The sequence below is a fragment of the Roseateles violae genome, from assembly GCF_030410485.1.
GTDB classification, from domain to species: domain Bacteria; phylum Pseudomonadota; class Gammaproteobacteria; order Burkholderiales; family Burkholderiaceae_C; genus Roseateles_D; species Roseateles_D violae.
This window is the reverse complement of the sequence record NZ_JAUHHC010000001.1, coordinates 425,411-439,074: the sequence shown is the minus strand read 5'-3', so window position 1 is coordinate 439,074 and position 13,664 is coordinate 425,411. Positions and strand designations below refer to the sequence as shown.

13 protein-coding genes are annotated in these 13,664 nt (G+C 70.8%); 6 read left to right on the top strand and 7 right to left on the bottom strand.

Annotation, left to right across the window (positions count from 1 at the left end):
- Positions 1-7 precede the first annotated feature (7 nt).
- A complete protein-coding gene (locus tag QWJ38_RS01860; RefSeq protein WP_290357336.1) occupies positions 8-502 on the top strand; it encodes a hypothetical protein in 495 nt (164 codons plus the stop codon).
- 32 nt (positions 503-534) lie between these two features.
- Here the strand turns inward: QWJ38_RS01860 and QWJ38_RS01855 are convergent, their stop codons facing one another.
- The 6 genes from QWJ38_RS01855 to QWJ38_RS01830 form a co-directional block, all read right to left on the bottom strand.
- Positions 535-1,365, bottom strand: coding sequence for a hypothetical protein (locus QWJ38_RS01855; protein WP_290357335.1), 831 nt, complete (start codon positions 1,363-1,365; stop codon positions 535-537).
- Between the two features lie 107 nt (positions 1,366-1,472).
- On the bottom strand, positions 1,473-1,916 hold the full coding sequence (locus QWJ38_RS01850; RefSeq protein WP_290357334.1) for a GNAT family N-acetyltransferase: 444 nt from the start codon (positions 1,914-1,916) through the stop codon (positions 1,473-1,475).
- 98 nt (positions 1,917-2,014) lie between these two features.
- Positions 2,015-2,935 carry a pseudouridine synthase gene (locus QWJ38_RS01845; protein WP_290357333.1) on the bottom strand — a complete coding sequence of 307 codons (921 nt, stop codon included), beginning with the start codon at positions 2,933-2,935 and terminating at the stop codon, positions 2,015-2,017.
- Positions 2,936-2,946: 11 nt separating this feature from the next.
- Positions 2,947-3,888 carry a hypothetical protein gene (locus QWJ38_RS01840; RefSeq protein WP_290357332.1) on the bottom strand — a complete coding sequence of 314 codons (942 nt, stop codon included), beginning with the start codon at positions 3,886-3,888 and terminating at the stop codon, positions 2,947-2,949.
- On the bottom strand, positions 3,885-4,712 hold the full coding sequence (gene trhO / locus QWJ38_RS01835; RefSeq protein WP_290357331.1) for an oxygen-dependent tRNA uridine(34) hydroxylase TrhO: 828 nt from the start codon (positions 4,710-4,712) through the stop codon (positions 3,885-3,887). The genes QWJ38_RS01840 and trhO overlap by 4 nt, the downstream gene beginning before the upstream one ends.
- A gap of 4 nt (positions 4,713-4,716) precedes the next feature.
- Positions 4,717-6,261 carry an aminotransferase class V-fold PLP-dependent enzyme gene (locus QWJ38_RS01830; RefSeq protein WP_290357330.1) on the bottom strand — a complete coding sequence of 515 codons (1,545 nt, stop codon included), beginning with the start codon at positions 6,259-6,261 and terminating at the stop codon, positions 4,717-4,719.
- Between the two features lie 120 nt (positions 6,262-6,381).
- Here QWJ38_RS01830 and asd point away from each other — a divergent pair, with 120 nt between their 5' ends.
- A complete protein-coding gene (gene asd / locus QWJ38_RS01825; protein WP_290357329.1) occupies positions 6,382-7,224 on the top strand; it encodes an archaetidylserine decarboxylase in 843 nt (280 codons plus the stop codon).
- Here the strand turns inward: asd and QWJ38_RS01820 are convergent.
- Entirely contained in the window at positions 7,218-9,497 is a 2,280-nt protein-coding gene (locus QWJ38_RS01820; protein ID WP_290357328.1) for a putative bifunctional diguanylate cyclase/phosphodiesterase, read from the bottom strand. The two genes, asd and QWJ38_RS01820, sit on opposite strands and share 7 nt — an antisense overlap.
- Before the next feature lie 148 nt (positions 9,498-9,645).
- Between QWJ38_RS01820 and QWJ38_RS01815 the strand changes: the two genes are divergently transcribed.
- From QWJ38_RS01815 to QWJ38_RS01800, 4 genes are all read left to right on the top strand, one after another.
- Positions 9,646-10,956, top strand: coding sequence for a tryptophan--tRNA ligase (locus tag QWJ38_RS01815; protein WP_290357327.1), 1,311 nt, complete (start codon positions 9,646-9,648; stop codon positions 10,954-10,956).
- Between the two features lie 62 nt (positions 10,957-11,018).
- The gene (locus QWJ38_RS01810) at positions 11,019-12,710 is read left to right on the top strand and encodes an AMP-binding protein (protein WP_290357326.1); all 1,692 of its coding nucleotides are present in this window, start codon (positions 11,019-11,021) and stop codon (positions 12,708-12,710) included.
- A 3-nt stretch (positions 12,711-12,713) separates the two neighbouring features.
- Complete coding sequence (locus tag QWJ38_RS01805) at positions 12,714-13,103, top strand: DUF1232 domain-containing protein (RefSeq protein ID WP_290357325.1); 390 nt, start codon at positions 12,714-12,716, stop codon at positions 13,101-13,103.
- A complete protein-coding gene (locus QWJ38_RS01800) occupies positions 13,103-13,654 on the top strand; it encodes a GNAT family N-acetyltransferase (protein ID WP_290357324.1) in 552 nt (183 codons plus the stop codon). The genes QWJ38_RS01805 and QWJ38_RS01800 overlap by 1 nt, the downstream gene beginning before the upstream one ends.
- Positions 13,655-13,664 lie beyond the last annotated feature (10 nt).

Sequence of the window (13,664 nt, the reverse complement as noted above, 5' to 3'; positions counted from 1 at the left end):
CGAGCGCATGAACACAGCAGATTTTTCGGACGAAGAAGCAACCGCCATTCAGGAGCCACGCCTGTGGCGCGATGAGCGCTGGACGGCCCGGGTCATCAAGAACGAGGACGATGAGGGCTGGGCCGTGGCCATGACCCTGGCCGGCGAGGCCGAACCGGCCCTGGTGGGGCCGTGGACCATGGGGCGTGACAAGAAGAACCCCAAGCCGCTGGATGCCGCGGCCTTTCACACCCTGGTGAAGACGGCCTCCGAGGTGCTGCGTCGGCATGAGCAGCAACTGCATGCACAGCTGCACAAGAGCCTCGCAGTGGACACGGCCGCGGGCCGCATCAGGGTCCTGTTGGACGTCGTGCCCGACGAGGACAATCCCTATGCGCTCCTGAGCGCCCGGGACGAACAGGACGCGCAACTGGCCCAGGTTCGCGTGCCGGCCGGCTTCCGGCTCAACGAGGCCAGCGCAAGCGCATGGATTGAGAACGAGTTCAGGCGTCCGTCCTTGTAGAGCGTCCACCACAGGCGCGATCGGCCCGGGCTTCAGAAGGCGTCGCTGGTGGCGTCGTAGTCGGCGCCGGCCGCTACGTCGAGGCTGCCGACGTAGTTGGCCCCTTCGTATTTATGCACCTTGCCGGCTGCCGGCGTTTCGGCGCTGGTCTGCCCGGGAATCGTATCGACATGCTCGTCGTCACCCTGGCCCAGCACGCCGGTGTTCGTGAAGCTGACGAAGCTGACGTGGTTCGGATGCAGCCGCGTGCCGCCGTGGATGAAATCGCCGGTGCTGAAGGTGTAGATGAAGGGATCCCAGAACTGCGGTGGCCGGGCCGGCGGGGGCTTCTGCTCGAGGCGGAAGGTCACCGCGCTGGCGATGCGCAGGTCATGGAACTGATTGGCGAAGGAGCGGTAGCGCGTGGCATCGGCGGGATTCATCTCGATGCCGCTTTCGCAGGACATCAGCACGATGCGGCAGGCGCGCAAGGCTCGCCGGTAGCGGTCGGGCAATTTGCGCCAGCGCGCATCGTTGTTGAGCAGCCGGATCGCCTTCACGATGGCCCGCACATTGCGCCGGTGCGAGCGATGAAACATGAAGAGGATCTGGATCTTCACGACATCGACGAGGCGATCCTCGTCCAGGCATTGCTCGGCAAACTCGTAGATGCGGCGGTGCGTGCGCGAGGCCGATGCCAGGGCCACCGCGCCGAGCAGGCCGCCGTTGCCGCCCGCCACCATCGCCGCATCCGGGAAACCCTCGCCCCAGATGTCGAGCCGGTAGCCGGGATTGCCCATGAAGGGCGGCAGCACGAGCTTGGTGCCGGGATCCCGGAGGTCCAGCATGTCGGAGGAGCGCTCGATGATGACCAGGGTGTGCATGGCAACCCTCCTTGGGCGGTGGTGCCCGGTTCGCCACGATACGCCGCTCGGGCGGCTGCTGCCATCGACGTCCTGCAAGGGCATGCCCGCCGGCCGGAAGAGGCGGTTCAACAAGCCGGCGCGCGCTTGATGAATCGCAGCGGCCCGTCGACAGTGTCGTCGATCGTCCAGCCGAGGTGGCGGTAGAAACCGTTCGCGCGGATGTTTTCGTCGTCGTCCGTCACCAGCCAGATTTCCTTGCAGCCTTCGGCGAAGAGCCATCCCTCGGCCTCCTGCATCAGCCTGCGGCCCAGACCGCGGCGCTCGTGGCCGGGGCGCACGAACATGGCCACGATGCGCGCCTCGACGGAGCTTGCGAGCACAAAGGCAATCACCTGGCCCTCCTCATCGACCACCCAGGCGCGCGCGCGTTCGTCGAGCATGTCGGGCAGGGTCTGCGGCGTGATGCCCTGGGTGGCCAGCTCCTCCAGCGAAATCTCGTTCTCCCGTACGCTGGTCCGGATTTCGAACATGGCACGCAAATCGGCGGAGACGGCGGGGCGAATTCGCATGGGCTGAGCGCTGGCAGTGGATGTCCGCGCAAGTATCACGTTGGCAGCGACATCTGTGAATGCCAGGCCGGGGCAAAGCACGACGTCGATGCCGATCGCTAGCAGCCCAGCCGCAAGCCACTCTCGAAGCGCCGCCGCTCCCCGCTGCAGGGATCGACAAACCCGATCTCCCTGGCCAGCAGCTGCAGCGGGCGCCGGTAGTCCGGCACCGCCTGCTCCGGCTGCAGCGTCGGATAGATGCGGTCGCCGACGATGGGCAGTCCCAGCGCGCTCAGCTGCGCGCGCAGCTGGTGCTTCTGGCCGGTCGCCGGGCGCAGTTCGTAGCGGGCCAGGCCTTGCGGCAGCCGCTCCAGCAGGGCAATCGCCGTCTCGGCGTTCGGCGGCTCGCCGGACAGCTCCTCCATCTGCATGAAGGCATCGCCCGCTCGCTCGCGCAGATGGCTGCGGTAGACCATCGGCAGGGCCAGATCTTGCCGGTAGGGCGCGATCGCCTCGTAGACCTTGGCGACGGCGCGCTCGCGGAACAGCGACTGGTAGGCATCGCGCGTCTCGGGGCGGATGCTGAACAGGACCAGGCCGGCGGTTTCGCGGTCGATGCGGTGGATCGGCGTCAGCGTCGCCAGACCGGTCGCCTTCTTCAGCCGCGTCAGCAGGGTCTGCTGCACATAGCGGCCCTTGGGCGTGACCGGCAGGAAATGCGGCTTGTCGGCGACCAGCAGCAGCTCGTCCCTGAACAGGATGCGTTCCTCGAAGGGGATCGCGTCCTCGTGCGCCAGCAGCCGGTAGTAATAGAGCCGCGTGTTGGCGCGGTAGGGTGTGTCCGGCGCCAGTGGCCGGCCGGCGGCGTCGAGCACCTCGCCGCGCGCCATGCGGGCCCGCCAGTCCTGGCGCTCGACGCGCGGCAGGCGCTCGGCGAGGAAGTCCAGGGCCAGCGGCCAGGGGCCCGGCGGGCAGGCGACGGCGCTGGCGCCGACGCCGTCCAGCATCGGCAGCTGCGCCAGCTTGGGCGGCCGGCTCATCGCGGCCTTCCTTACTCGATCTGCGCGCCGCCGCGGGCGCGCTCGTCCATGTAGCGGTGCAGGCGTTGGCGGTCCTGCTCGTCCTGCTGATCGCCGCGCCAGCTGCGCAGCAGCGCCTCGCGCTGCGGGTCCTGGGCCAGGCGGCGCACGGCCGCGTCGATCGCCTCGATCGCGCGGCGGCCTTCGGGGTTGCGGCCGCAGGCGGCGGTGGCCACCGGCGTGCTGCGGCCCTCGGCGATCGGCAGCGCGACCAGGTCGGCATCGCCGCCACTGCCGCCGCCCCCGCTGCCGCCGTGCAGGAACTCGGCCAGCACCGCCGGGTATTCGAGCGTGTAGTCCATGCGGCCGGCGCGCAGCATCGGCAGCAGGTTCATCGTGCGCCCGGCGACCACGCGCTTGGGCGCCCGCTCGCCCTGCGCCAGCAAGAGCGCGTCGATGCGCGGCCCGAAGGCGCGGTCCTTGGGCAGCAGGCCGACCATGTCGCGCCGGCGCAGCAGCTCCGACAGCTGCAGCGCCTGGCCGTCGACCTCGAAGCGCGCCAGCCGGTCGCTGCGCACGACGACGTGCAGCTGGCGCGACAGCAGCGGCGGATAGAGATGGGTGAAATAGAGCCAGGACAGGCGCTCGGGCGTGCGCACATGCAGCAGCGAGCACAAGCCCTGACCCTGGCGCACCAGCGCCTCGAAGCGCGGCAGGCCGGCCTCGACGAATTCGTGGCGGTACTGCGGCATCTGGCCGATCAAGAGGCGCAGAAAGCCGTCGACCTCGCCATTGCCCAGATCGCTGACGCGCTGCGGCGGCCGCCCGGTCGGGTAGCTGAAGGCGGGCGGGATGTCCTGCACCATCCAGCGCATGGTCGGCGCGCCGGCATGCTGCTGCTCCTGCCCCAGCGCGGCGGTGCTGCTCAGCAGGGCGGTCAACAGCAGCAGAAAGGGCCGCAGCGTCGTCCTCATGCGCCCGGGTCCAGCCGCTTGGCCCGCGCCAGGCGCCAGGCGCCGTCCGGCTCGTCGGCATAGACCTGCTCGGCCGTCGTCGCGGTCTCCTCGAGCCGGCTGTCGATCGCGATGCGCTTGTCGAAGACGAAGCATTCGCCCTGCCAGTCGCGCTCCGCGTCCGGCATCGCGCGGAAGTAGTTCAGGATGCCGCCCTCGAGCTGGTAGACGCTCAGGCCCTGCTCCTGCATCCAGGCGGCCGTCTTCTCGCAGCGGATGCCGCCGGTGCAGTACATCGCGATGCGCTTGCCCTGGGCCTTCCAGTCCTCGGCATGAGCCTGCACATAGGCGGGGAAGTCGCGGAAGTTGCGTACCTCAGGGTCCACCGCCGCGCGGAAATGGCCCAGCCGGTATTCGAAGCTGTTGCGGTTGTCCAGCACCAGGACATCGGGCTCGTCGAGCAGCTCGCGCCAGCGCGCCGGCGACACATGGCTGTCCGGCCGCGCCGCATCGGGCAGGCCGCTGACGCCCTCGATGCCGAAGGCGACGATCTCGGGCTTCAGATGAACCTTGATCAGGCTGAAGGGCTTGCTTGTGCAGGCGCTGTGCTTGAAGTCCATGCCGGCGAAGGCGCCCTGGAAGACCGGGTCGCTCTGCAGCGCCGCCTCGAAGGCGTGGAGCACTTCAGGCGGGCCGCCGATCGCGCCGCTGATGCCCTCGGCCGCGACCAGGATGTTGCCGCCCAGGCCCTGGTCCTGAACCAGCTCGCGCAGCCGCTCGACGACGCGCTGCGGGTCGGCCAGCGCGACGAAGCGGTAGAAGGAGCTGTGGACCTGGCCGGACATCTGGTCAGCCGTGGCCGGCGGGATCGGGCAGCAGGGCCAGGCCGCCGGCCAGCGTCCAGCTCTGCTCGTGGCCGAGGCCGGCCAGGGTCTGCGCGGCCTGGCGGCTGCGGCCACCGCTGCGGCAGAAGAACAGCAGCGGCCTCCCTGAAGCCAGCCATTGCGGCGCCGCGGTGCCCAGGCAGCTCATCGGCACGGCCTGCATCTCGCGTGCGGCCAGCAGGGCCGGCAGCGGCAGCGCATGTTCGTAGGGCTCGCGCACGTCGACGATGACAAGATCCGGCTGGCGGCGCAGGAAATCCTCCAGCTGCGCGCCGATGACGGTGCGGCAGTCGACGGCATCGGCGCCACTGAGATCCAGCGCGTTCGGGTCGTCGCACCAGGGGCCATCGCCGGGGCTGTGCTGGCGCAGCGCCTCGCCGCAGGCGCGGATGCGGGCGCAGGCCTCGTCGACCAGCGCGGCCTCGGTGGCGGGGCCTATGGACAGGCGCACCGCGCCGGCCGCCTGCCATTCGGGCAGGCCCATGGCCTCCAGCACGAAGCTGGGCGCGGCCTTGGCGGCGCTGCAGGCCGAGCCGCCGGAGACACGCACGCCGCCGGCATCGAACAGATCCTGCAGCAGGCGCGAGGACAGGCCCGGCACGGCGAAGTTCAAGGTCGTGGGCAGCGTGCCCGCCAGCGGCGCATTGAGCACCAGGCCCGGCAGCGCCTCGGTCAGCGCGGCCAGCAGCCGCGCGCGCATCTGCGCCAGCTCGGCATGGCTGCGGAAGGTGCGGCCATCGTCCAGCGCCGCCAGCACCGCGCCCAGGGCCGCGATGCCCGACATGTTCTCGGTGCCGGCGCGTAGCGCGCCTTCCTGGCCGCCGCCGGCCATCAGCGGCGTCACCGGCGCGCCCTCGCGCACATAGAGCAGGCCGATGCCCTTGGGCGCATAGAGCTTGTGGCCCGAGAAGGGCGCGTAGTCGATGCGGGTCCGGGCCAGGCGCAGCGGCAGCTTGCCCAGGGCCTGCACGCCGTCGACCAGCCAGAAGGCCGGGCTGCCCGCGAGCGCCGCCTCGATGCCGGCCAGATCGCTGATGACGCCGGTCTCGTTGTTCGCCGCCATCGTGCAGACCAGGCCGGCGCGGGCGGCGTGGCGGCGCAGGAAGTCCAGGTCGTGCCGGCCGACGCCGTCGACCGGGATCGGCTTGATCTCGAAACCGAGGCCCAGCAGCTGGTTCCAATGCCTGAGCGCCTCGGGCACCGCCTTGTGCTCGGTCGCGCCGTAGAGCAGGCAGTCGACGCCGGGGCGGCCGCGCAAGGCGTTCAGCGCCGACAGCACGGCGGTCTGAATGCCCTCGGTCGCGCCGCTGGTGAACAGCAGCTGGCCGGCGCCGGTGTCCAGCAGGGCCTTGGCGCGCGCGCGTACCGCATCCATCAGCGCCCGGGCTTTCAGGCCGGTGCTGTGCACGCTGCTGGGGTTGCCGAAATCGTCGGCCATCGCCTGCAAGGCCGCCTGCGCGGCCTGCGCCAGCACCGGTGTGGTGGCATTGGCGTCGAGATAGATTTCCATGCGAATCGGGGTCGGCGCCTGGCCGGCGCGGGTATGCCAATGGTAACGGGGGCGCCGCCGGCACCGGCTGGGGACGGCCCTCTACAATCGCCCGGCTCCAAAAAACTCACAGGATTCCCCGTGTCCGACCGCCTGGCCGTGCTGCCGCAATACCTGATGCCCAAGCTGGCCCTGACCCGGCTGGCCGGCAAGCTGGCCTCGGCGCGCCTGGGCTGGATCACGACGGCGGTGATCCGCCGCTTCGTCGCGCGCTACCGCGTCGACATGGCCGAGGCGGCCGATCCCGACATCGCCAGCTACCCGAGCTTCAATGAATTCTTCACGCGCGCGCTGAAGCCGGGCGCCCGCCCGATCGCCGAGGCGCCGCTGATCTGCCCGGTCGACGGCGCGATCAGCCAGTACGGCGCCATAGCCCGCGATCAGATCTTCCAGGCCAAGGGCCACAGCTATTCGACGACGGCCCTGCTCGGCGGCGATGCGCAGCTGGCCGCGCAGTTCGAGGACGGGCATTTCGCCACGCTCTACCTCAGCCCGCGCGACTACCACCGCATCCACATGCCCTGCGCCGGGCGCCTGACGCGCATGATCCATGTGCCCGGCGATCTGTTCTCGGTCAACCCGACGACGGCGCGCGGCGTGCCGGGCCTGTTCGCCCGCAACGAGCGGGTCGTCTGCGTGTTCGAGGGCGAGCGCGGTCCCTGGGTGCTGGTGCTGGTCGGCGCCACCATCGTCGGCTCGATGGCCACCGTCTGGCATGGCCAGGTCAACCCGCCGCGCCCCGGCCATGTCCGCGACTGGCGCTATGCCGAGCAGCACATCACGCTGAAGCAGGGCGAGGAAATGGGCCGCTTCCTGCTCGGCTCCACCGTGGTGATGCTGTTTCCCAAGGGCCCGCTGAGCTTCAACGGTGCCTGGCAGCCCGGCGGCGCGATCCGCCTGGGCGAGCCGATGGCCGCCTACTGAGCGGCGAAGGCGAGCGTCAGCAGCTCGCCGGCCTGTTCCGGCGTCATCGGCCGGCCCAGGTGGTAGCCCTGCAGCTGGGTGCAGCCCAGCGCCTCGGCGGCCTCGGCCTGCTGCTCGGTCTCCACGCCTTCGGCCACGATCTCCAGGTTCAGCGACTGGCCCAGCGCGCAGGTCGCCATCACGACGGCGCTGGCCTGCACCTCGGGCAGCGGCTCGATCATGCTGCGGTCCAGCTTGACCGTGCTGATCGGCAGCTGGCGCAGCATGGTCAGCGAGGACTGGCCGGTGCCGAAATCGTCCAGCGCACAGGCCACGCCCTCGCTGCGCAGCCGGTTCAGCTGCGGCAGCACGCGGCCCAGATGGCCGATGGCGGCGGTCTCGGTGATCTCGATCTCCAGCGCGCCGCTGGGCAGGCCCAGCGCGGCCAGCCGGGCCAGCAGGCGACCGGCGAAGCCGGCGTCCTCGAACTGCAGCGGCGACACATTGATCGCCACCGAGGGCGCGCGGCCGAAGCGGCGCTGCCAGTCGAGCAGCTGCGTGCAGGCCAGCTCGACGATCAGCTCGCCCAGCGCCTTGATCTGGCCGGTGCGTTCGGCGGCCGGCACGAATTCGCCCGGGCTGACGCGGCCACGGCCGGGCCGCTCCCAGCGCACCAGCGCCTCGAAGCCGCTCAGCGTGCGCGTGCCGGCGCGGAACTTGGGCTGGTACTCGAGCAGGAACTCGCGCGCCGCGATCGCGCGGCCCAGTGCCTGCTCGGTGTCCAGGCGCGCGCGCGAGGCGCCGTTCATGCCCTGGTCGAAGAACAGCCAGGCTGCACCGGCGCGGCTCTTGGCGCGGTGCATGGCGGCCTCGGCGGCGCGCAGCAGCGCCGCGCCGTCGCGCGCGTCCTGCGGAAACAGCGCGACCCCGGCCGACATATGTACCAGCAGCTCGGTGCCCTCGACGGCGAAGGGCGTCTCCAGCATGCCCATCAGCTGCTCGACGACCTCCTGTGCCGCCGCACGCTCGGCCGTGCCCTCGATCAGCACCAGGAACTGGTCCTCGCCGAGCCGGGTCAGCGTCGCCTGCGGCGGCAGGCGCCGGGTCAGGCGCCGCGCGATCGCGCGCAGCAGGCCGTCGCCGACCTCGTAGCCAAGGCTTTCGTTGACCAGCTGGAAGCGGTCCAGATCGGCCGAGATCAGCGCGAAGGGCGGCGCGCCCAGATAGCTGAGCTCGCGCAGGCGCTCGACGGCAAAATTGCGGTTCGGCAGATCGGTCAGCTCGTCGTGCAGGGCCTGGCGGCGCAGCGCGTCGGTGGCGCGCTGGCGCGAGGTGTCGTCGATCATCACCAGCAGCTCGGCCGGCGCGCCGTCCCATTCCAGATGGCTGGACAGGCCGCGGATATGGATCACCCGGCCGTCGCGTGACAGCCGCGTGCTGTCCCATTCGATGCGGGCGCCGCGGTCGGCCAGCACCGCCGCATGGCGCTCGCGCGCCGCCGCCTGCAACTCCAGCGGCACCAGCTCGGCCAGCAGATCGGTCGGCTCGGGCGCCGGCACCGCGACCTCCTCGAAGCCGAACATCGTCAGCGCCGCCGGGTTGGCATAGACGGCGCGGTGGTTCTGCAGCACCACCAGGCCCTGCAGCGAATGCTCGGCCAGGCGGGTGAAGCGCTCGCCCTGGCGGCGCGTCTCGCGGTGCGCGCGGCCCACCGACAGCAGGATCAGGCCCAGGCTCAGCGCCGTCTGCACCAGCAGGCCAGCCGTGTAGGTGATGGCCGAGCGGCCCTGCGGATCGAGCAGGGGGCCGCTCAGGTGCACCAGGGCCAGCGCGGCGAAGCCGGCGGCGATCCAGCGCTCGAAGCGATGGCCGCCGCGCCACAGCAGCAGCGCGCTGCAGGCGCTGCCCACCGCCAGCAGCGCGGCGCCGAACCAGAGCGCCGCATGGAAGTCGCGCAGGCCCAGCACGGCCAGGGCCAGCACCGCCACCGCCAGCGCCGGCAGCGCCAGGCGCAGCCGCAGCGCATGGCCGCGGTAGGCCAGCGCACCGGCCAGCTGCAGCAGCTGCGAACCCATCAGCGCCGTCGCGCCCAGCAGCATCTGCAGATTGCGCAGCGGCCCGGCCGGCAGCGCATCCTGCAGCACCGGACCGAGGATCAGGCCCCCGCCCAGCAGCACCCAGCTCCAGCCCCATTGCCGCACATGCAGATAGCGCCGATCCAGGCGCCACAGCAGCAACAGGGCGCCGCCGAGCATCGCATTGAGGCCCGCGCTGATCAGCATCAAGGAGGTCATCGGCGCCTTTGCTACGGCTCTCGCTGTTTTGGGGTGTGCGAATGCTAGCGGTTCGGGCGCGGCTTGGGCGCCGGTCCCCTCCCCCGGCTGGCCGATCCCGTGCCGTCTTGCTCGACAATAGCCCTTCACTGTCTGCATTCCGCACACCATGACCCAGCGCGTCCTGACCGGCATCACCACCACCGGTACCCTGCATCTCGGCAATTACGTCGGCGCGATCCGGCCCGCGATCGCCGCCAGCCGCGAGGCCGGCGTCGAGAGCTTCTTCTTCATGGCCGACTACCACGCGCTGATCAAGTGCGACGAGCCGGACCGCATCGCCCGTTCGCGCCTGGAGATCGCCGCCACCTGGCTGGCCGCCGGCCTCGATCCGGCGCGCGTGGTGTTCTACCGGCAGAGCGACATCCCCGAGATCCCCGAGCTGACCTGGCTGCTGACCTGCGTCACCTCCAAGGGCCAGATGAACCGGGCGCATGCCTACAAGGCCGCCGTCGATGCCAATCTGGCCGAGGGCGAGGACGCCGACGCCGGCGTGACCATGGGCCTGTACAGCTACCCGATCCTGATGGCGGCCGACATCCTGATGTTCAACGCGCACCGCGTGCCGGTCGGCAAGGACCAGGTCCAGCACATCGAGATGGCGCGCGACGTCGCCCAGCGCTTCAACCATCTGTTCGGCCGGGGCCGCGAGTTCTTCGTGCTGCCCGAGGCGCAGACCGATGCCGAGATGGAGCTGCTGCCGGGCCTGGACGGCCGCAAGATGAGCAAGAGCTACGACAACGTCGTGCCGCTGTTCGAGGGCGGCGCCAAGGCCTTGCGCGAGGCGATCGCCCGCATCGTCACCGACTCCCGGCTGCCCGGCGAGCCCAAGGAGCCCGAGGGCCAGGCGCTGGTGACCATCTTCGACGCCTTTGCCACGCCCGAGCAGCGCGCGGCCTTCCGCGCCGAGCTGCGCGCCGGCCTGGCCTGGGGCGAGGCCAAGCAGCGCCTGTTCGATCAGATCGAATCGCAGATCGGCCCGATGCGCGCGCGCTATGCCGAGCTGATGGCGCATCCGGAGAAGATCGAGGCCATCCTGCAGGAAGGTGCCGCCAAGGCGCGCGCGCTGGCCGCGCCGCTGCTGGCGGAGCTGCGCGCGGCGGTCGGTCTGTCGCGTTTCAGCGCGGTCCCGCAGGCCGCGGCCAAGGTGGTGAAGGCCGACAAGCCGGCGCTGCCCGTGTTCAAGCAGTACCGCGAGGCCGATGGCCGCTTCTACTTCAAGCTCAATGCCGCCGATGGCTCGCTGCTGCTGCAGAGCGAGGGCTTCGAGGCCGGCCGCGAGGCCGGCCAGTGGGTCGCCCGCCTCAAGCGCGAGGGCGCGGCGGCGCTGGACCAGGCCCCGGTGCAGCGCGCCGAGGGCCTCGCACCCGAGGCGCTGCAGGCGGCGCTGGCCGCGCTGCAGGAGGCCGAGCAGGGCTGACCAGAGGGCGGGCGGCCCTGGCCGCGTGATAGAAAGGCGGCACATAAAAAAGGAGACCGCCGATGCCCGCCATCGCCACCGATTCGCTGGCGCTGCAGCGCCTGTACCACTGGGAGCGCCAGGCCCCCGATCGCCCGACGCTGACCCAGCCGCTGGGCGGCGGCCAGCTGCTGGAGCTGACTTGGGCCCAGGTCGCTGACGGCGTGCGCCGCATGGCCGCCCATCTGCAGGCGCAGGGCTGGGAGCCGGGCTCCAAGATCGCCATCCTGTCGAAGAACTGCGCCTGGTGGCTGATGAGCGACCTGGCGATCTGGATGGCCGGCCATGTCTCGGTGCCGCTTTATCCGACTCTGGCGCCGGAGACCATCCGCCAGATCCTCGAGCACAGCGAGGCCAAGGCGCTGTTTGTCGGCAAGCTCGACGGCTGGGAGACGATGAAGGCCGGTGTGCCGATGGGCCTGCCCTGCATCAGCTATCCGCTGTCGCCGGACGAGGCCAAGCAGCGCTACGAGGGCTGGGACGCGATCTGCGCGCGCACGCCGCCGCTGCAGGGCGAACCGGTGCGCGGCGCCGAGGAGCTGTGCACGCTGATCTACACCTCGGGCACGACCGGCCTGCCCAAGGGCGTGATGCACAGCTTCGGCGCCTTTGCGTGGGCGATCTCCACCGGCATCGAGCGCTTCCAGCTGAGTGGCTCGGACCGCATGCTGTCCTATCTGCCGCTGGCCCATGTGGTCGAGCGCATGCTGGTCGAGCATGGCTGGCTGCACACCGGCATGCGCATCTACTTCGCCGAGTCGCTGGACAGCTTTGCCGCCGATCTGCAGCGCGCGCGGCCGACCGTGTTCTTCTCGGTGCCGCGGCTGTGGGTCAAGTTCCAGCAAGGCATCCTGCAGAAGCTGCCGCAGAAGAAGCTGGACCTGCTGCTCTCGCTGCCGCTGATCGGCGGCCTGATCCGGCGCAAGGTGCAGAAGGCGCTGGGCCTGGACCAGTGCCGCATTGCCGCCGGCGGCGCCGCGCCGATGCCGCTGGCCCTGCTCGAGTGGTACGCGAAGCTGGGCCTGCCGATCAACGAGGGCTATGGCATGACCGAGAACCTGGCCGTCTCGCACATCACCATCCCGGGCCAGAACCAGCGCGGCACGGTCGGCAAGCCCTACGCCGGCGTGCAGACGCGCATCGATCCGGCCAGCGGCGAGCTGCAGATGCGCAGCCCGGCGGTGATGCTGGGCTACTACAAGGAGCCCGAGCAGAGCCGCGAGGCCTTCACGGCCGATGGCTGGCTGCGCACCGGCGACAAGGCCGCCGAGGACGCCAATGGCTGCCTGCGCATCACCGGCCGGGTCAAGGACCTGTTCAAGACCAGCAAGGGCAAGTACGTCGCGCCGGCGCCGATCGAGGACCGCCTGTGCATGCACCCGGCCGTCGAGGCCTGCGTGGTCACCGGCGCGAACCTGAGCCAGCCGCTGGGCGTGGTGATGCTGTCGGCCGATGCGGCCGAGCGCAGCGGCGGCAGCGCGGCCGCGCGCGCCGAACTCGACGCGCAGCTGAGCGCGCACCTGGACGAGATCAATGCGCGGCTCGACCCGCACGAGCAGCTCGAATGCCTGGTCGCGATCAAGACGCCCTGGACCGTCGACAACGGCTTCATCACGCCGACCTTCAAGGTCAAGCGCAACCGGATCGAGGAGGTCTATGCCGCGCATTACGACGAGTGGGTGGCCGGCAGGAAAAAAGTCGTCTGGGGTGATTGAGCGATGGGCCGGCGCCTTGGCCTGCTGAAGCGCTGGGCGCTGGCGCTGCGGTCCGAGGTGATCGCCGTCTTCTTTGCCGCGCGCGATCCGGCGGCGCCCTTGCTGCCACGGCTGCTGGCGCTGTTCATCGCGGCCTATGCGCTGAGCCCGATCGATCTGATCCCCGACTTCATCCCGGTGCTGGGCCTGCTGGACGAGCTGATCCTCTTGCCGCTGGGCCTGTGGCTGGTGCTGCGCTGGATGCCGGCTGCGGTGATGCAGCGCGCCCGCGCGCGTGCCGCGGCCCTGCTTGAAAAGCCGCGCAGCTGGCTGGCCGCGGCGGCGATCGTGCTGCTGTGGCTGCTGCTGCTGGCGGCCCTGCTGGCCTGGCTGGGGCTCTGGCCATGGCGCTGATGCGCGAACTGGCAAGCGCGCGCCTGCGGCTGGAACCGCAGCTTGCCGAGCATGCGCCGGCGATGTTCGTCGTGCTCAGCGATCCGGCGCTCTACGCCTACGAGAACGCGCCGCCGGACTCGGTCGAGGCGCTGCGCCAGCGCTATCTGCGGCTGGAGAGCCGGCGCTCGCCCGACGGCCGCCAGCTGTGGCTGAACTGGGTGCTGCGCGAGCAGGCATCGGCGGCGCTGATCGGCTATGTGCAGGCCAGCGTCGCCGCCGACAGCACGGCGATCGCCTACGAACTCGGCAGCACGCACTGGGGCCGCGGCCTCGCCTTCGAGGCCTGCAGCGCGATGATCGAGGAGTTGGCCCGGCAGTACCGCGCGCAGCGCCTGCATGCCATGCTCAAGCGCGCCAACTGGCGCTCGCTGCGCCTGCTCGGGCGACTGGGCTTTGTCGAGGCGACGCGGGCGCAGCGGCTGGCGCGCAACGGCCTCGCCGCCGACGAGCTGCTGATGCTGCGCGAGCTGCCAGCCGCGGACACGCCCGCGGCGGATCGGTTAGGCTGAGGGCTCGACG